General features: G+C 64.2%; 12 protein-coding genes. 6 read left to right on the top strand and 6 right to left on the bottom strand.

What is annotated here, in order from left to right; translation table 11 throughout:
- Positions 1-17: 17 nt before the first annotated feature.
- From Q9Q95_RS11455 to Q9Q95_RS11445, 3 genes are all read right to left on the bottom strand, one after another.
- Positions 18-602, bottom strand: coding sequence for a hypothetical protein (locus tag Q9Q95_RS11455; protein ID WP_306097103.1), 585 nt, complete (start codon positions 600-602; stop codon positions 18-20).
- 546 nt (positions 603-1,148) lie between these two features.
- Positions 1,149-1,544, bottom strand: a complete 396-nt coding sequence (locus Q9Q95_RS11450) for a hypothetical protein (protein ID WP_306097100.1) — start codon at positions 1,542-1,544, stop codon at positions 1,149-1,151.
- Entirely contained in the window at positions 1,541-1,798 is a 258-nt protein-coding gene (locus tag Q9Q95_RS11445; RefSeq protein WP_306097098.1) for a hypothetical protein, read from the bottom strand. Before Q9Q95_RS11445 ends, Q9Q95_RS11450 begins: the two co-directional genes overlap by 4 nt.
- Before the next feature lie 123 nt (positions 1,799-1,921).
- On the opposite strand from Q9Q95_RS11445, the gene Q9Q95_RS11440 reads away from it, so the two are divergent.
- From Q9Q95_RS11440 to phoA, 4 genes are all read left to right on the top strand, one after another.
- Entirely contained in the window at positions 1,922-2,086 is a 165-nt protein-coding gene (locus Q9Q95_RS11440) for a hypothetical protein (RefSeq protein WP_306097096.1), read from the top strand.
- Entirely contained in the window at positions 2,061-2,549 is a 489-nt protein-coding gene (locus Q9Q95_RS11435) for a nuclear transport factor 2 family protein (RefSeq protein ID WP_306097094.1), read from the top strand. The genes Q9Q95_RS11440 and Q9Q95_RS11435 overlap by 26 nt, the downstream gene beginning before the upstream one ends.
- A 1,007-nt stretch (positions 2,550-3,556) precedes the next feature.
- Positions 3,557-6,367 (top strand): TonB-dependent receptor, encoded by a 2,811-nt coding sequence (locus Q9Q95_RS11430; protein WP_306097093.1) that lies wholly within the window; start codon positions 3,557-3,559, stop codon positions 6,365-6,367.
- 24 nt (positions 6,368-6,391) lie between these two features.
- On the top strand, positions 6,392-7,798 hold the full coding sequence (gene phoA / locus Q9Q95_RS11425; protein ID WP_306097091.1) for an alkaline phosphatase: 1,407 nt from the start codon (positions 6,392-6,394) through the stop codon (positions 7,796-7,798).
- Positions 7,799-8,142: 344 nt separating this feature from the next.
- Here phoA and Q9Q95_RS11420 read toward each other — a convergent pair whose 3' ends face one another.
- On the bottom strand, positions 8,143-9,471 hold the full coding sequence (locus Q9Q95_RS11420) for a Gfo/Idh/MocA family protein (RefSeq protein ID WP_306097089.1): 1,329 nt from the start codon (positions 9,469-9,471) through the stop codon (positions 8,143-8,145).
- Between the two features lie 488 nt (positions 9,472-9,959).
- Between Q9Q95_RS11420 and Q9Q95_RS11415 the strand changes: the two genes are divergently transcribed.
- Entirely contained in the window at positions 9,960-12,812 is a 2,853-nt protein-coding gene (locus tag Q9Q95_RS11415) for a TonB-dependent receptor (RefSeq protein WP_306097086.1), read from the top strand.
- 90 nt (positions 12,813-12,902) lie between these two features.
- On the opposite strand, the gene Q9Q95_RS11410 is transcribed toward Q9Q95_RS11415, so the two are convergent.
- On the bottom strand, positions 12,903-13,610 hold the full coding sequence (locus tag Q9Q95_RS11410; RefSeq protein WP_306097085.1) for a FadR/GntR family transcriptional regulator: 708 nt from the start codon (positions 13,608-13,610) through the stop codon (positions 12,903-12,905).
- 722 nt (positions 13,611-14,332) lie between these two features.
- Here Q9Q95_RS11410 and Q9Q95_RS11405 point away from each other — a divergent pair.
- Complete coding sequence (locus tag Q9Q95_RS11405) at positions 14,333-16,390, top strand: hypothetical protein (protein ID WP_306097082.1); 2,058 nt, start codon at positions 14,333-14,335, stop codon at positions 16,388-16,390.
- A 167-nt stretch (positions 16,391-16,557) separates the two neighbouring features.
- Here the strand turns inward: Q9Q95_RS11405 and Q9Q95_RS11400 are convergent, their stop codons facing one another.
- Positions 16,558-18,207 (bottom strand): FAD-dependent oxidoreductase, encoded by a 1,650-nt coding sequence (locus Q9Q95_RS11400; protein WP_306097081.1) that lies wholly within the window; start codon positions 18,205-18,207, stop codon positions 16,558-16,560.
- Positions 18,208-18,230: the final 23 nt, after the last annotated feature.

Genomic DNA, 18,230 nt, shown 5'->3' with positions numbered 1-18,230 from the left:
AATCCTCCCACCATATCTCATCGCACCTTCCCCGGTGCGGGTGCCGGTGCGGGAGCCCCGGTGGTGTTGCCCTTCGGTCGCAGGCTCAGCATCTTCCCGGTCGGCGTGAATCCCACCAGCATCAGCCGGCTCTTTCCGCCCGAGATCGGCACGCGTTGCGTGTGGAAGTTGACCAGGCCGCGGGCGTGGAGCCTTCGGAGGAGCTTCATCTCGGCGTTGAACCCACCGCGCGGCGCCCGGTGTTGCACCGGCGTGCCGATACCGACTGCACTGCCGCGCAGGAGGGCGCGGACGATATACTTCTGGTTGGATCGCCATCCCGCGGGCAGCGATCGCGCGGCGGTGGGTCTGCCGAAGCCATCGCGACGGACATTTCGCCCCGCGCGAGCGAAGTCCCCACGCGCGGAAAAATAATAACCTGCGCCCGCCCTTCCTGCCACTTGGCGGTAGACGCCACCGGCGCCGATCATGATCGAACCGCGCCCTTGGCGCGACTGCCGCGCCACGAAGGACATGGCGCTTTGCTGCTGGGAACGCTGGAGCAGCTGGTAATTGGGATTACGCGCCGCCGCGGGCCGGAACCTGCCGCTCAGCGCGTGCATCGCAGCGCCCGCGCTCGCTACCCGATTGAAGGCCGGCCGGGGCGAGGCCGGCGACCGCTGCGTTACCGGCGTCCGGGCGGAGGTAGCGGGCGGCCGCGCCGGTCGCGGTTGTGCGGCGGAGTTGAACTTCGGCCTCAGTGGCGGCGGAGCGCGCTGTGCCAATGCCGCCGCGGGCAGCGTCATCGCCACCAGCGATGCTACGCAAGCGCGCGCAAGGCCCCCGAAATTTGAGATTTGATGATACACGAATCGCCCCCCGCAAGCGTGTCTCGTTTGTCTAGAGGCGGGCGCCTTCTCAACCAACCACGAATCCGAGTACAAAATCCCATTCTTGGCCGGCGGTAAAGCTTAAGCAGCAGGCCGGTCTTCCTTCGGCGTACGCCTTGAGCGCCCGGTCAGCGGATTTCCGACATGGGAAGGCAGCTCGGAGCAAGAACAATCCTGCATTGATTCCCACCGGCGAGAGGACGGAATTTCTCGGAAGAATGCCATCGATGCGACCACCCTGGCACGTCGAGAAAGAAAGTTGCCATCTGGTCGAGCCGCCTAGTGCTTCAACTCGCCTTCGCCGCAGTTCCCGGCACGGCATTGATAGGCCTGATCGACAAACTCCCTGAACCGGTAGATCTGATCGCAGCTCAGGCCGGAATCATAATCGAGCAGAAGGAAGGGCCGCGGTTGATCGCGGGCCGTTGTCAGAAGAATGCCGCGCACAGCAGCGCTGGTAACGGCCATACCGTTCCAGCGCATACTCCCGTCTCTCGCAAGATGCAGGCGATTGATCGGCGCGAGTTCCGGAATTTTCGACTTTCCGTCCAGCCAGCCGTCCGGCACCGCCTGACACTGCTTCGGAGGAGATTCGCAGCCAGCGAGCAATATCGACAGTCCGACGACGAACATGCCGGCCCGGTGCGGTCGATCAACGGAGCGCAAGCCGCTCATTTGTTCTTGACCGGAATATCGTGAATCGAAACGCTGCCGAGGCCCTTGTTGACGAGCCGGCCAGTCGCATAGGCCGACGGCTCCGGGTCCAGAATATATCCTCCTGCAGCCCGCATATCGATCCCGTGCTGTCCCTCGTGCGCGATGATATTTGCCCGTCCGTCTGCAGCGGAGAACCGGCGCAAATCCCTGCCGATTGCCGACGGCGATCCCTTCAGCCCTTCATAGAGTTTCGGGAAGGTAGTCGGTAGCACCACGGCGATCTTGCCCGGATCAACCTTGCCATGCTTCGTCAGGCGCGCTCGTCCAGGCGCAGGGCGTAGACGTTCGCCTCGAAGACAATGAAGGCATCGGCGTCGAGAGCGGCCAGGCGGTCCGTGCCCGGCCCCGGCCCGCCCGAGCTGTTCGGATCGCCTCCGCCAACCACGCGGCCGGGCGACACGCTGCCGGTCAAGTTCGTGTTCGACAAGCGCGAGGATGCTTCGCCGGCGCGCATCATGGTGACGGAAGGCGAGCATGAAGCCGTCTTCCGGCTGGGCTAGGGGCAATGTCGGCCTTCTGCTGTGCTGCGCCCTGGCAGTCGTCTCCGCTCCCGCCGAACCCGATCGCGCGATGGTGGCGGCGATCGAGCAGGTCGCGCTGGATTATGTCGATGGTCAGCTCGAAGGGGATGCGAAGCGGGTCGCCAGCTCGCTTCATCCCGATCTCGCCAAACGCGCGGTCGCCGGGGACGGACCGAGCGCGCGGGAGACCTTCCCGCTGCGCCGAATGTCCGCCGACGAGTTGATCGCGCTCACCTCCGACGGTGCGCTCAAGACGCCGCGCGCGCAATGGGTCCGCTCGGTCCGGGTGCTCGACATCGCCGGCAACGTTGCCGTGGCTCGGGTCGAGGCGCCGTGGTTCGTCGACTTCTTTCACCTCGGGCGCTTTGGCACACGCTGGCTGATCGTCAACGCGATCTGGTGGCCGCGCCCAGCCGGCGCTTCCCCCCTTTTCCTCCGCTAAATGAGGCCTTCATCATCTCCTTCTCACCTCCCTGCCCCTGATCCTTCTCGCTACGCCGCCCGGCGCGAAGCCTCTAAGAAGTGCTGCCGAGCGGCCATCCGGTCGTGTAGGTCAGCATCGGCGATCCGCCCCCGGGGCGTTTCGTCCTCGATACCGCGGCCAGCGACACCACGCTCCTGCCGCGCCTGCGCGCCGAAATGTCGCATCTGGTCGCCAACGCCGAAGCGCCGCCGCTGAGCACCGCCTCTGGCAGCACGTGGACGAGACGAGCCGGATCGACTGCCTGAAGGTGGCCGGGCGGACCTGGGACAGTTCGCCTGCACCAGCCCTATGTCGGCATTCGGCGGCGATGAGGTAGCTGCGGCTGCCGCTTACAGCTTTGCCATCTCCATCTGCCGCGATCGACCCACCGCAACGAAGCTGAAAGCAGTTTTCTCCGAGAGCAGCCCAGAGACTGGCTGCAAATGACCTGTTTTCTCACGGTTGGATTGCTCGCGACAGCCAATCTGCGGCGGAGCCTCCGTTTTCATAAGCAAATCCGCGAACGGCGCCAAGGGCGGAATGCGTAAATGCCGGCTCGCGACCAGCGCTGCTTCGTCCCCTGGTTTCGGCGCACGGCGGAAAAACCAAGATAATCCCGGGCCTCGTAACAGGCGCGTCACAACTCTTCCCCACCGGACTCCCCGAGGCGAATAACGCCGATGGGGGGCGCAATGGTTTGGATCACGGCTAGTCGCCGATATTTGCCGATACAACGCACCGGTTGGCGCGAACGAGATTTCGCTAGCGTCATCCTGACGCGGCGATGCCGCCAGGTACGGCAGGGACGCGTTCGCCGGTAGCCGAGGCACATTAAGGTCGATGGGCGAGCGCCCCGCTCGCGACAACGGAATTCCATGACAGACGCCACCCTTTGGCGGCCCCGCGCCACGGGGACAAATTTGCTCGTCCCGGGGGGGCTCGGGCCGGCGCGCCGCCACGCAGACAGAACACAGGGAGAATTCGAAATGAACCGGAAGTTCCAGTATTTCGATCGCACGACACCGCTTTTCCTCGGAGCCGCCCTCATCGCACTCGTCGCCGGCCCGGTCGCCGCCCAGACCGCGCCGACATCATCGACAGATGGGGCAGACGCGGATGCGGACGCAGGGGCGGACATCGTCGTCACCGGCTACAGCCGCAGCCTCCAGGAAGCGATCGACATCAAACGCGACACGATCGGCTTCTCGGACTCGATCGTCGCCACCGACATCGCGGACTTCCCCGAACAGAACCTCTCCGAAGCGCTCCAGCGCGTCCCCGGCGTGACGATCGAGCGCGAAAAGGGTCTGGGCACGCGGGTCAATGTCCGTGGCCTGCCGAGCGAGTTTACCTTTGTCTCGATCAACAAGCTGGCGACCGCGTCCGGCTCGGGCGGCCGCGACGTCGAGTTCGACATCTTCGCCTCCGAGTTGATCCAGTCGGTCACCGTGCAGAAGTCGCCGACCGCGGCGGACGAGGAAGGCGGCATCGCCGGCTCGGTCTCGATCCGCACCGCGCGCCCTTTCGACAATTCCGGCTTTCGCCTCGTCGGCAGCGCGGAAGGCGCGTACAATTCGATCTCGGAGAAGATCGATCCGAACTTCTCCTTCCTCGCCAGCAACACCTTCGGCAATTTCGGCGTGCTGGTCTCGATCGCCAGGCAGCAACGCACGAACCGCACCGATTCGAACTCGGGGATCAACTTCCGCCCGATCGCGCGCTGGACCGACCGGGCCGGCGCCAACCGGAATCAGGCCATCGCAGTGCTGCAACGCGACGCGGGCGTCACCTTCACCGACGCCGACAAGAACAGGATCGTCTTCCTCGATAAGGTCGGCGACCGCGTCTATCAGAACGATCAGGATCGGCTCGGCCTCTCGGGCTCGATTCAATACAAGCCCAGCGACAGCTTCAGCCTCGCGTTCGACGCATTCGTCGGCTCCTACGACACGGTCGAGGACGAATATGACGCAGCCGGCTATGCGGCGTCGAGCAATTCGACGCTCGAAACGATCCACGAATATGACGCAACGACGCTGGCGGACAACGGCATCATCGTGCTGCGCGACGTCTCCTACACCAACACCCAGCATGAATTCCTGAGCAAGGAATATCTAAACGAGACGGACTATCGCCAATTCGGCAGCGAGGTGAACTGGGAGACCGGCAACTGGAAGATCAACGCGCTCGGCGGCTATTCGGGCGCGAGGAAGACGCTGGACTTCTCCAACCTGAAGCACGTGGCCTATGCGCCGTCGCGCACCCGCTATACCGAGAATGGCGGCGAGACGATCCCCAGCGCCAATCCGCGCACGATCGACATGTACAACGCGCCGGCATCCTATCTGTTCGAGGCCTATGAGACGACGCGCGAGCGGATCAAAGACGACAAATACGCCGCGCAACTCGATGTCAGCTACCAGTTCGATTCGTCCGTGCTGAAACGGCTCAACTTCGGCGGGCGCTACACCAGCAAGACCAACGCGCGCGAATATGGCGAGGAGAAGATCCAGGGCCCGACGCGCGGCAGCACCGCCTATGTCAACCGGCGTACGCTCGCCGACAGCCCGCTCGAGAACGTGACCGACATCGTCGGCGGCAAGGCCTATCAGGCGCGGGACCTCAACTGGGCGCAGATCTCCAACGAATATGCCCGCGCCTTCTTTCGTCCCGACGGCTTCGAGACGCCCTTCAACGACGGCCAATATTACAAGGTCGAGGAAGAGACGCTCGCCGGCTACGGCATGATCGATTTCGAGTTCGACGTTTCCGTGCCGCTCTTCGTCAACCTGGGTGGCCGCTATGTTCGCACGACGGTCCGTTCGGAGGGCTTCCATCAGGTGCAGAATCCGGATGGTTCGACCGGCCTCACCGATGCGCCGGTATCGAGCGAGGGCCGGTACGAGAAGTTCCTGCCGTCGTTCAACGCACATGCCGAATTGACCGAGAGCCTGTATCTGCGCGCCGCCGCGTCGCAGACGCTGATCCGTCCGGCGCTGACCGATCTCGCCTACAAGCGCACGGCGAGCTGGAACGACTTCCGCTTCACCGACGGCAACCCCAATCTCGAGCCCACTTATGCCGACCAGTGGGAAGTCGGCGTCGAGAAATATCTCGGCCGCGGCGGCATCCTGGCGGCGTCGTATTTCTGGAAGAAGATCAAGGGCGTGGTGCAGAACGAACTGACGGGCGTCGTCCCCGACGTCACCAAGTACAACGCCAACGGCACGATCGACGGCGTCTATGACTTCGACGTCTACCAACCGGTCAACGCCGAGGGTTCGTACGATGTGAGCGGCATCGAGCTCAACGCGGTGGTGCCGTTCGGGATGTTCGCCGACTGGGCCGATGGCTTCGGCGTCAACGCCAACGTCACCTTCCTCGACAGCTCGCTGACGGGCGAATCCGACCTCGACGTCGCGACCTCGCCGATCGGGCTGGCCGACAACACCTACAACGCCACCATTTTCTACGACAAGGGCCCGCTCTCGCTGCGCGTGTCGTACAATCGCAAGGGCGCCTATGTGGAGAGAATCGAGCGCAACATGTATCCGGTATATCGCGACGCCTATGGCCAGTTCGACATCGCGGCGAGCTATCAGCTGACGCCGAACTTCCGGATCGAGCTGCAGGGCATCAATATCGGGAACGAGAGGACCACGGGCTACACCATGGATCCGTCCTTTCCGACGACCTTACGAATTCTCCGGAAGCCGGATCAGCTTCGGAGTCCGTGCGCAGTTCTGAACCGTCGCAGGCCCGCGTCGCAGTCCGGCGACGCGGCCCGGCACGAGTAAAACCTCTTACGAAAGCATCGCCCCTTGATCTCTCGCATTGCAATCGTCGCTCTGCTCGCCCTCGCCAGCCAGCCTGTCCTGGCGCAGCACGCCGCACCCGATCTGTCGCGCGGGGCGCGCGGCGATGTGCGTCAGCCCGGCGGCGCGCGGCGGCTCCCGGGCGACATGCGCGAGACGTATCGGAAGCTGAGCGCCAAGGGTAAGGTCCGCAACGTCATCCTGTTGATCGGCGACGGCATGGGGGATTCGGAAATCACCCTCGCGCGCAACTATGCCGAGGGTGCCGGAGGCTATTTCAAGGGCATAGACGCCCTGCCCTTCACCGGCCAATACACCCATTATTCGCTCGACCGTGAGACCGGCAAACCGAACTATGTGACCGACAGCGCGGCATCGGCCACCGCATGGTCGTCGGGTGTGAAGAGCTATAACGGTGCGATCGGCGTCGATATCGAGGGCAAACCGCATCGGACGCTGATCGAACGCGCCAAGGCGGCAGGGCTGGCCACCGGCGACGTCTCAACCTCGGAGATCCAGGACGCGACCCCCGGGGCGCAGCTAGCCCATGTCGTTCAGCGCAAATGCTTCGGACCGACGGTGACCAGCCAGAGCTGTCCGCAGAACGCGCTGGAGAATGGCGGCGCCGGCTCGATCACCGAGCAGTTGCTCGATACGCGCGCCGATCTCGTCCTTGGCGGCGGCGCCGCGAGCTTCGCGGAGTCAGCCAAAGCGGGCAAGTGGAAGGGGCGCACGCTCTTCGACCAGGCGCAGGCACGCGGCTATCGCATCGTCCGCAACGCCGCCGACCTCGCTGCCGTGATGCGCGCCGACGATCGCCAGCCGCTGATCGGCCTGTTCGCCGAGGGCAACATGCCCGTCCGCTGGGTCGGCCCGCGGGCGAGCTTCCACGGCAATATCGACCAGCCCGCGATCACCTGCCAGCCCAATGTCGAGCGCAATGCCGCCACGCCGTCGCTCGCGGCGATGACCCGCAAGGCGATCGCCCTGCTCAGGAGCAAGCCCAAGGGCTTCTTCCTCCAGGTCGAGGGCGCATCGATCGACAAGGAGGATCATGCCGCCAATCCGTGCGGTCAGATCGGCGAGACTGTCGACCTCGACGAGGCCGTCCAGGTTGCGCTCGAATTTGCGAGGGCGGACCGGCATACGCTGGTCATCGTCACCGCTGATCATGCGCATACCAGCCAGATCGTCGGCAACGGCACGCGCGCACCGGGCCTCACGGCGGCGCTCAACACGCGCGAGGGCGGCGTGATGACGGTCAATTACGGCACCGCCGAGGAAGGCTCGCAGGGCCACACCGGCACCCAGCTGCGCATCGCCGCTTATGGTCCGCGCGCGGTCAATGTCTCCGGTCTGCTGGACCAGACCGATCTTCATTACATTATTCGGGACGCGCTCGAGCTCGATTGATTGAGGATCCGCTATCCAACCGCATCGGCTTCGTGCGCTCCAGCGCGGGGCTATTCGGCCGGACGTGATACTTGCAAATCCAGAATGTTCGTAATGCAGATAGCCTTCGCTGAATCGCCTATCTCCTACAATTTGCCCGGTCAGCGACAGCGACATAGCGGACGGTCCGGGTGATCAAGCTCCGGCTTCCAGCTCCATCGGCGCGCGATCGACGTGAACAGAGGGTAGTCCAACGGTGCGCGGCTGTGAGCAGTTGATCCGAGCCGTCGATTACAACTCGTTTGGCCGCACCCAGGAGCCGACGGCTCCGACCGCGTCATACCCGTGCCCGACCGTGGCGCCGCTTACGCCGGCAGGCGGTAAGGTGAACGGTAGCGGGGCGTGATCAGGGCGTTGGCTTCGGCGTCGTCCTTGAACTGGCCGGCCGCGGCGTCCCAGTGCACCTTGCGGCCCGTGCGCCAGGCAACATTGCCCATCTGACAGACGATGGCGGTGTTTGCCGCCGATTCAATCGGGCAAGCGGGCGTGCGTGAGCGATCCTTAACACAGGCGATGAAGTCCGCCGTGTGCCGATCAAGTCCGTTGTCCTTGGCCGGCGTGGCGGGAATTTCCCGGGTCATGGCCTCGCCACCGCTCACTTCCGGCGAGACCCACCATTTGCCGCGGTCGACCACCAAGGTGCCGGTTTCGCCCACGAACGCCACGCCGTGGTCGCCGCCGCCGAAAGGGCCGCGGCTGATGCCGACCGCATGCTCCCATTCCACCGAATAATTGCCGAAGTCGAAGATTGCGGTCTGGGTGTCCGGAGTCTCCATCGCCGAGCCCGGATAGCCATAGGCGCCGCCGAGCGAACTGACGGAGTTCGGCGCCTGCGCCTTCATGCCCAGCAGGGCGATGTCGATCAGATGAACGCCCCAGTCGGTCATCAGGCCGCCCGCATAGTCCCAATACCAGCGCCAGCTGAAGTGGAAGCGGTTGGGGTTGAAGGGGCGCAGAGGCGCGGGGCCGAGCCAGCGGTCGTAGTCGACACCGGGCGGCGGCGCCTGGTCGGGCTGCGGAGCGACGTTCTTCATCCAGCCCTGATAGGCCCAGGCCTTGACCTTCCGTACCCGGCCAATGCCGCCGGAATGCACATGCGCGATGGCGTCCGCCCAGTGCTGGTTGCTGCGCTGCCATTGACCGACCTGTACGACGCGGTTGTGGCGCGCCTTGGCGGCGACCATGGCGCGGCATTCGGCGATGGAATTGCCCAGTGGCTTTTCGCAATAGGCGTCCTTGCCCGCCGACATGGCGTCGATGAGCTGGAGCGCGTGCCAGTGGTCGGGCGTGGCGATGATGACCGCGTCCACCGACTTGTCGTCGAGCATGCGGCGATAGTCGTCGTAAAGCCGCGGCGTGCGTCCGGAGGATTTCTGCAGCTCGGCGCCACGCGCGGCGAGAACCTTCGCGTCCACGTCGCAAAGGGCGACGGGAGCGACATCGGCCCCCTTCGTCATCGCATTGAGATTCGCCCAGCCCATGCCCTTGCAGCCGATCAGGCCCACCTGGATCTTGTCGTTGGCGGATACGCGGCGCCGGTCCTGCGCGAAGGCCTGACCAAGCGGCGCAAGGGCAGCGGACGAGACGGCGAGGCCGCCTACGAGGAGGGTGCGGCGATCAAAGCTGGCGGTCATCCTGGTCTCCCCCACTATTATTCCGACGTTGGTAGCGCGAACATGCCCCTTCGCAAGAGCGGAAAGTGCGTGCTGCTGGGATGGTGTCGGTTTGACATGGAGCTTTGCAAGCTCGAGCGGCAAAGCTCCTGCAGCCTCAAACTCGCAGCCGCCGCCTTACACCGGCAAAGTGAGATGGCCTGAACCAAACAGAGGGCGCGTAGCTGTCGTTCCAGATCGAACGGCGGCCGATCGCCGTTATCAGCCGACTCCAGCGACCGAACTCCATGGAGAACAAAAGCCCCCGAGTGCCGCCTCGCCCGTAGCGTAATCCGCATGAGGCGGGATGTGAGTACCGTAGGCATTTGCCTGACAATTTTACAGCCAAATCGGGGAACTGCTCTCCACGACGCGGGCGCTTATAGAAACGCCCTTGACGCGCGCGATGTTTGTCAGACAAATAAATTGACCAGATGCCGAATGGGCACGGCCAGGAGAGGGGAATTCATATGAAGCGGTTCGGGCTTTACGTTTCGGTTGCGCCATTCGCGCTGATGGCGCTTCCTGCCTATTCTCAGACCGCAGTCACGCCGACGCCGCAGGATGACCCTGCCGCACAGGAGCAAAAGGAAAAGGCTCCGGCCGGCGAAGCCGGTGGCGAGACCGATCCTCGCGACATCGTGGTGACGGGGTATCGCGCCAGCCTCGGTACCGCGCAGGCAATCAAGCGTAACTCCGATGCAATTCTGGACGCGATCGTCGCCCAGGACATCGGCAAGCTTCCCGACAACACGGCGGCAGAATCGCTTGCCCGCGTCACCGGGGTGCAGGTGAATCGCTTCAGCGACGAGGTGAGCCAGGTTCTGGTGCGGGGTCTCCCCGATGTCGCAACCACGTTCAACGGCCGCGACATCTTCACGGCCGAGCTTCGGCGTTCCCAGTTGCAGGATTTCCCTGCGGGCGCGTTGGCCGGTCTGGAGGTCTACAAATCGGGCACGGCGGACTTGCTCGAGCCCGGTCTTGCGGGCCTCATCAACGTTCGCTCACGCCGTCCTTTCGACTTCACCGAGAATTTCGTCGTCGCCGGCGGCATTCGCGGCACGTACAATGACCAGAGCGGCAAGTACGACCCCCTTGGAAACATTCTGATCAGCGCCCGCGCCGATAGCGGCATCGGCGAGATCGGCGTGCTCGTGAATGCCTCCTACAGTCAGGCCCAGTATCGGAATGCGGTGCGTTGGGGAGACGGCTTCATCACCGGCCCCAGCGCCGGAACGACGGTCCAGCCTGCATCCGTCGGCCGCGATTTCCGCATCCCCGCGGCGGTCGGCGTGTACAATGACAGCGGCAAGCGCTGGCGCCCGGCGCTCAATGCGAGCGTCCAGTGGAGGCCCTCGCCCAATCTCGAAATCTATTATGATTTCCTCTACCAGGGCTATCGCGGTCGCGGTGCCAACGACTGGTGGCGCACGCCGTTGATCGACGGCAATCCGACGCTGACCGACGTCGTCCTGCGCGAGGACAAGCCCGATCAGGTAGCGAGCCTGACCAAGGTCGGCGGCTTCCGTCCCGAAGCGTATCGCAGCACCAATGCTGGCTACACCAACACCTATCAGGCTGCGGGCGGCATCAAGTGGAATGTCGGTCGCGCCAAATTGTCGACCGATCTCGCTTACACGCGAAGCGAATACGGCTCGGACGAATGGAGCTTCGACTCCTCGCTGTTCAGCTCGCCGACGGCCAAAGTCGACTTCTTCGTCGACAACGGCGTGTCATGGGATTTCGAGAATTTCGACGCCGAAAATCCGGCCAATTATCGCTGGCGCGGTTACTATGAGAGCATCTACCGCGTGCAGGGCAAGGGATGGCAATGGCGGGGCGATCTCGATCTCGAGACGGACATCTCGTTCCTCCCGAAATTCCAGTTCGGCGTACGCTGGACCGATCGCGACGCTTCGCTCCGGCGCGGCAACCGCTACGCCTATACCGACACGCTCAACATACCCCTTGCGAACACGCCAGCCGGCGCGCTCGAGCTGACGAAGGACGCATTCCGCGGCAACCAGGGCTTCACCAGCTGGCTCATGCCTTCGCGCGAGGGCATTGCCGGCAATGCGCCCGCGCTCAGGCAGTTTGCGTACGAGGCGCTGCAGCAAATCGTCGCAGCAAATCCGAACGACGCGGGCTATCGCGATGCGCTCGCCCGCTTTTCGACCCCTACGGTTCAGCTGGATCCGCGCCAGGCGTTCTTCGCGGAAGAGCAGACCTATGCATTTTACGGCCAGACCAAGTACGAATTCGATCTGGGCAGTTTCCGCGTGGATGGCCTGATTGGCGCCCGGGTGGTCAACACGGTCGGCCAATACAGCGGCAATTCGAACGTCACCTTCAACGGCGTCACGACCAGCGAACCGCGCGTGACGAAGGCGAACTATGTCGACGTGCTTCCGAACTTCAGCCTCCGCATCCGCCCGGACGACAAGCTGCAGATCCGCTTCGGGGTGACGAAGACCCGGACCAAGCCCGAGTTCGGGCAGCTCAATCCGGCACTATCCATCTCCCAGAACACCTCCGCTATTCCCCCCGGCGGCGTGGTTCCGGATACGCGCTTCGCCCCCGGGCTCCAGGGGCGCCCCAATGCCTATGGCAGCGGCGGCAACCCGGATCTGAAGCCGCTGACCTCGACGAACTACGACGCCTCGGTCGAATATTACTTCTCGCCGACCGCCTCGTTGAGCGCGGCGGTATTCTACCGCGATCTGAACGGCTTCATCGCGAACTATACCAATCGCACGCTCGATCCCGTGTACGGCCTCATCGAGATCAACCGCCCCGAGAATGCCGGGGCGGGAAGGATCAAGGGCGTCGAGGTGGGTGGCCAGACCTTCCTCGACTTCCTGCCCGGCATCCTCAGCGGCTTTGGCGTGCAGGCGAACCTGACCTACCTCGATGGCGAGCAGCAATACCCCGCGAACCTGTTTGCCAACGTAACGGGCAGCAACGCCGAACCGCCGTTCGTGAAGATCCCGGGCCTGTCGAAGTGGACGTACAATGCGGCTCTGTTCTTCGAGAAGGGCAAGATATCTTCGCGCCTATCCCTTAACAACCGCGCAGCCTTCTTGAATGGAAATTTCGTCGACGCGCAGGGTGTCTACCTCGGCGAGGGAACCGAGAATATCAACCGCCTGGATTTTTCGTTTAACTATACGCCGATCCCGGAAGTTACCTTTACTTTGGATGTCGCAAATATTCTCGCAAAGCCTTTCAACAACTATGCGCAATATGCGGAAGATCGTTACTATCCACGCGATATTCGCGATGAGGGCCGCTATTTTGGTCTAGGCGCTCGATTCCGCTTCTGATTGCTCGCTTCGTCGAAGGAGCGGCGGCCGCCGCTCCTTCGACGAACGATCGGCACGGGTTCGCCCGCAGGCCCGCTGCCACCGACAAGGTCAGGGCGTGAGCGCGCTCTCGGTGTCGATTTGCGCCTGCCTTACCAGCGCGACCGTCGCCTCGCGTGCCGCGGACGGATTGGCCTCTGCGATCGCCTCATAGAGCGCACGGTGCTGTGGCATGGGATCCTTGGGCCGCTTCGACGTGCGATATTTGAAGTAAGTGGTCCATCGGACCGCTGCTGCGATGCTCGCCGACAGATTTACGATGAGTTCGTTGCCCGTCGCCTCGAGAATCGTAGCGTGAAACAGCTCGTCGGCATTCTGCCCCTCGGTGGTGGTGAGTCCGAATTCCTCCATCCGTTCCAGCGAGTGCCCCATGCGGGACAGGTGTCGCGCGGTGCGGGACATGGCCGCCAGTTCCGCGGCCGCCGGCTCGACGATCATCCGCAGCTGGAACAAGTTCCGGACGAAGTCGGAGGATGGGACGCCTTCGAACATCCACGAGAGCAACGCGGGGTCGAGCAGATTCCAGTCCTTTCGCTCCCGCACGCGCGTGCCCGCCTTCTGGCGACTTTCGACCAGGCCCTTCGCGGCGAGCATCCGCAAAGCCTCGCGGATCACGCTGCGCGACACGCCATGGCTCTCGGCGAGATCCATTTCGCTTGGCAGGATGTCGTTCGGCTGGTCGACGCCGGTTGCGATCGCCACGCCGATGCTGCGCGCGATACTCGTATGAGCCGGCCCGTCCCCAGTTTTTCTCGCCACCTGTCACTCTCCGCCGCCCAATTCGTGTTCGCACCTATGCCCGCCCGATGGCAAGGCTCGCCATGGTCATTCCGAAACGCTCCGCTGACCTGCGCGCTGAAGGTGCGCTGGTGGATGGAGATGCTCAAACTGACCACGGCGACGGTGCTGGCGCGATGACGCCATCCTTCCTGGCCCGCCGACGCCGCGATCACGCGCAATCGCTACGGCAAGGGCGAGCTCACCTATGCCGGGTTCATGCCGAGCGATACCTTGATCGAGGCGCTGCTCGCCGACACCGCACGCCGGTCCTGAATTCCGGTCGGCACGACACGCTTCCCGCTGATCGTGCGCAGCGGCATACCGAAGAACGGCCACCGCGAGCGCTATGTCCTCAACTATTCGGCCCGTCCAGCCACGCTCACACCGGGCGAGGCACCGGTGAGCGAGCTCATCACCGCGCGCAGACTGGGCAGAAGCGATACGCTTTCGCTGTCGTCCTGGGGCGCCGCCGTGATCGAAGAGAATTTGAGGGACCGCCCCCGATCGATCGCAAGCGGATGCCCCGGCAGTCGGGCGAGTGCCGTTCTCGCTCTGTCGTTGCGGATCGATTTCAGAAGCTTGCGCCCGCGCTGCAGCTACGCGTCACCCATCTTGGCTGCCCCGTAGTCGATCCGAGTATCCACTTGCGGCGGGAAACCACCGAACCTCGCTGGTACGATTTGCGATTCGGGAGATGCGCGATGTCATCGGTTGGCGGAGCGAGTGGCAGCAACGGCAATGACGCGGCACAGGCGTCTTCCCGCGAGGCTGCGAACCGTGCTGCCGATGCCGCCCGGTCGACGACCACCGAAGCCGCCAAATCCACGCCCAAAGAGCGGGATCTGGTGGACACTGCCGTGAACGGCGCCCCGGTTGCGGCGGGCCAGGCGCTCGCGACGCTGGACCGCCAGAATGGCGATCGGTCGGTGACCGATCGGCAGGTCGACGCCGCGCGCGCCGCCGCGACCACCAACGTCGCGACGAATATGAACGTCAGCCAGTCCCTCACCACCAATCATGCCGCGGGCGTCCAGACCACCAAAGAGAGTCAGACCACCACCCGATCGTCGGTCGATGGCGTAGAGCAGGATCGCGCGACCAAGACTACGGAGACGAAGACAGGCGTCACCGGCTGGAGCCGCACGACCACCGAGACCCAGACCCAGGCGGCGAAGAACTTCGACTCGCTCGGCCGGCCGGCTGTCGATCGCGCCACGGGCGTGCAGACCGAAACGGTCAATTCCCAGGTCCAGACCAGGACCGAGACGAAAGTCGGCCCGACGGGCGTGAGCCATAGCCAGACCGTGTCGGGTCAGACGGGGGCGCTCAATGGCAGCGCGTCCGGCGCCGCGACCCTCGACGCCAACGGCGTCGGCGGACAGGGCAAGATGGGCGCCGGCGCCGGGCCCGCCAATGCCAATGCCGGGATCGGCCTCCAGGTCGGCAAGGACGGGGTCAGCGTCAATGGCAGCGTCGGAGGTTCCATCGGCGGCCTCGGCGCGCAGCACAGCGTGTCGCAGCAAGTGAACGACAAGGGCGTCAAGACCACGACGACCACCAGCGTATCGCTCGCCACCCCGGCCGGCCAGCCCGTCAGCGCCAAGGTCGAGTATAAGCAGACGAGCGTCGAGCAGTTGTCCCGCACGCCGACCAGCACGACCTATAGCGTCACGGGTGAAATGAGCGTCGCGGGTACCGTCGCCGCCGATGTGCGCAACGTCCAGGCGAGCGTCGGCGTGACCGTCGGACAGCGCACCGTGCACACGGTTTCGGTGCCGACCGGAGTCGACGTCGCGACGATCGACGTCACCAAGCCGGCGGATTGGCCCGCCGGCACGAAAGTTTCCATGAATTCCGAAGACTATGCCGGCACTGCCATGGCAGCATCGATCTCCGCATTCGGCTTCAAGAATTCGGTGGAGACCCGGCAGGGACAAAGCATCTCGATGGAGAAGATGGCCGATGGCAGGATCGGCGTCTCGGTGGGACCCACGCAGGGCGTTACGGCCGACACCCAGATCAGCGTCGGCTTCGCCGGCGTCAGTGCCGGCATCGGCAACAAGACTTCTCTCGACACCTCAGTCAGTCGCTCTTTCAATATCGACCTCTCGGCACCCGGCGGAATGCAGACCTTCAACGATACATTGACGGCGCGCCAGGCACCGGTTGCCGAGGTCAATGGGGTGTCGGGCCTGAAGACCGTCGAAGTCTCGCAGATGGGCGTGGTCGCCGGATTGTCCACCGCCTCCCCGTTCGGGTCGACGAAGCCCGGCAATAACGAAGTCGGCCGCACCACCCGAACCACTTACGCCGATGGGCGGGTGGACATCGAAACCAGCTATGACGCGAATGCCGACGGCAAGGTCGACCTGACGATGACCAGGCAATCGGTGGACGGGACGACTTTCTCGGCGGCGACCTATCGTTACAGCGAGCAGGTTACGCAGCAGAATCAGGCGGCCACCGCGCAGCTGACGAACAATCCCAATCTGAAGGTCGGCGATACCGTTTCGATAGAGTTGAGCGAGGCGCAGCTTGCCGGATTGCGCCGCGATCATCCGACCTTCGGGACGCCGGCAGGCGCACCGGCCGAAATCGACGCCTTCAACCAATTGTCGTTCGCCAGTCACCTCGCCCGCAGCGTGAACCACCAGGGCGTGATGCAGGAGATTGCGTTCAGGCAAGCGGTGACGCAGCAGAACAGGCCCGATTTATCCAACATGGGAATGCCTGGCACGATCACGGTGAACCAGCCTTGAGGCGTTGAACCTGGATCCATGGTGCCCGGCTGGCCGCCATGTGCCCTAACCGCAGCGGGGTACTGGAATCAAAGGATGCGCCGATTCCCGCCCCCTGCACGCGAATTTGGGATGGCCTTGGGCTGCTTTCTCAATGCCCGCCGGGCCTCGCCCGCGCCAGGCGGCGATCAGGGAACAAGCTCCAGAATCTGCCCCGCGGCCAGCAATCTTGCCCGGAGCTTGGCGTAATCGACATCCTGAACCGGGACCCCGTCCCCGATCGCGATCGAGGCGGCTGCGGCGGCAGACTGGCCGAGAATCATGAACACCGGTTCCATGCGGATCGAGCCATAGGCGATGTGCGACGCCGACAGCGCGACCGGAACCAGCAAATTGGTGGCCTCGCCCCGGCGCGGAACGATCGCGTCGTAGCTGATCGGATAGGCGCGCCCGGGGCTCACTTCGATATTGCCCTCGTTACGCACGAAGCCGCGCGCATCGACGATGCGCTGCACATTGTGCGAATCCATGTTGTACGAGCCCATGCCGATCGGGCGCGGCGTGGGCCTGGTGCCGCGCAGATGCGGCTCGGCCATCACGAAGTCAGAGACCATCCGACGCGCCTCGCGCACATACATTTCGCGCGGCCAATGGCCACTGGCGGTGAACTCGTCCCGGCATAGTCCCCATTTCGCCATTTCGGCGCGCGTCTCGGCGGGTACGCCGGGATCGTTGGCCATGAACCAGAGCAGCCCCTGCTGGTAAACGATGTGCTCGCGCGCGATTGCCGCACGTTCGGCGTCGCTGCCCTCGGGATAGCGATAATTGGCGCCGATATTGTCGAACGAGAAGGCGCCGAAATTGTTGGTGTCGGTCTTGCCGTTGGGAATACGATCGAACTTCCGGAAGAAGTCGCGAAAGCCGGCGTCCATGTAGCGCTTGAGCAGGGCATATTGGCCCGCATCATAGCCCTTGGGCTTGGGAAACGGCGCGCGGTTGGCCGGTACGTCGGTCAGGCACATGCGATAGGTATAGGCCTGGATCTTGTCGTCGGCGGTGCCGTCGGGAGCCGGCCGTTCGGCGCTGATCCGCGGCAGCAGTCCGGTCGCGGGATCGCCGGGCACGCGCCACGGGTCGATGTCGAGCGTGAATTGGTGGTTGGTGGTGTTCGCCAGCTGCACGCCGTTGAGCGTCTCGCCATAGGTCGCATTCGCCTCGCGGCCCACCGTGAAGCCGACCCCCGCGCCCGCCATCAGATCGCCCTCATAGGTAGCGTCGATGAAGACCTTGCCCTCGAAGCGCCGTCCCGCTTTCGAGCGGAAGGCGACGACGCGGCTCCCGGCCATCTCGACTCCGCCTTTCGATCGGTCGAGCGGCTGGTTGCGCACGATCGCGACCCCAGCCTCGCGCGCCCAGTCCTCGAAGATGCGTTCGCCTACCTTCGGCTCGAACTGCCACATCGCGTCGCCATCGACGAAATTCTCGGCGCGCGCCGGACGCGGTGCGTGGATCCACACTGCGGGATCATCATAGTAACGCTTCACCTTGCGGTAGAAATCGAGCGAGAGCCCGCCGATCGCGCGATGATTTCCGGTGTCGGACCAGCCGAGACCGTTGGTGGACATGCCCCCTAGATAGTCCTCGCGGCATACCAGCAGCACCGACCGGCCGAGCCGCCGGGCCTCGATCGCTGCCGCGACGCCGCCCGATGCACATCCGTAGATGACGATGTCGGCGCGCATCGGCGCGGGCGCGGCGGCGACCTGCGGCGCGGCGATCGTCAGCGGCATCGAACAGATGGCCGTGGCCAGCGCCCGGCGGAGGTTGCGACAGGTCATGAAATGTCCCTTTCCCGGTACCG

The sequence above is a fragment of the Sphingomonas sp. DG1-23 genome, from assembly GCF_030730875.1.
Lineage (GTDB): Bacteria > Pseudomonadota > Alphaproteobacteria > Sphingomonadales > Sphingomonadaceae > Sphingomonas.
The sequence above is the reverse complement of the archived record's forward strand: the minus strand, read 5'-3'. Positions and strand labels throughout refer to the sequence as shown.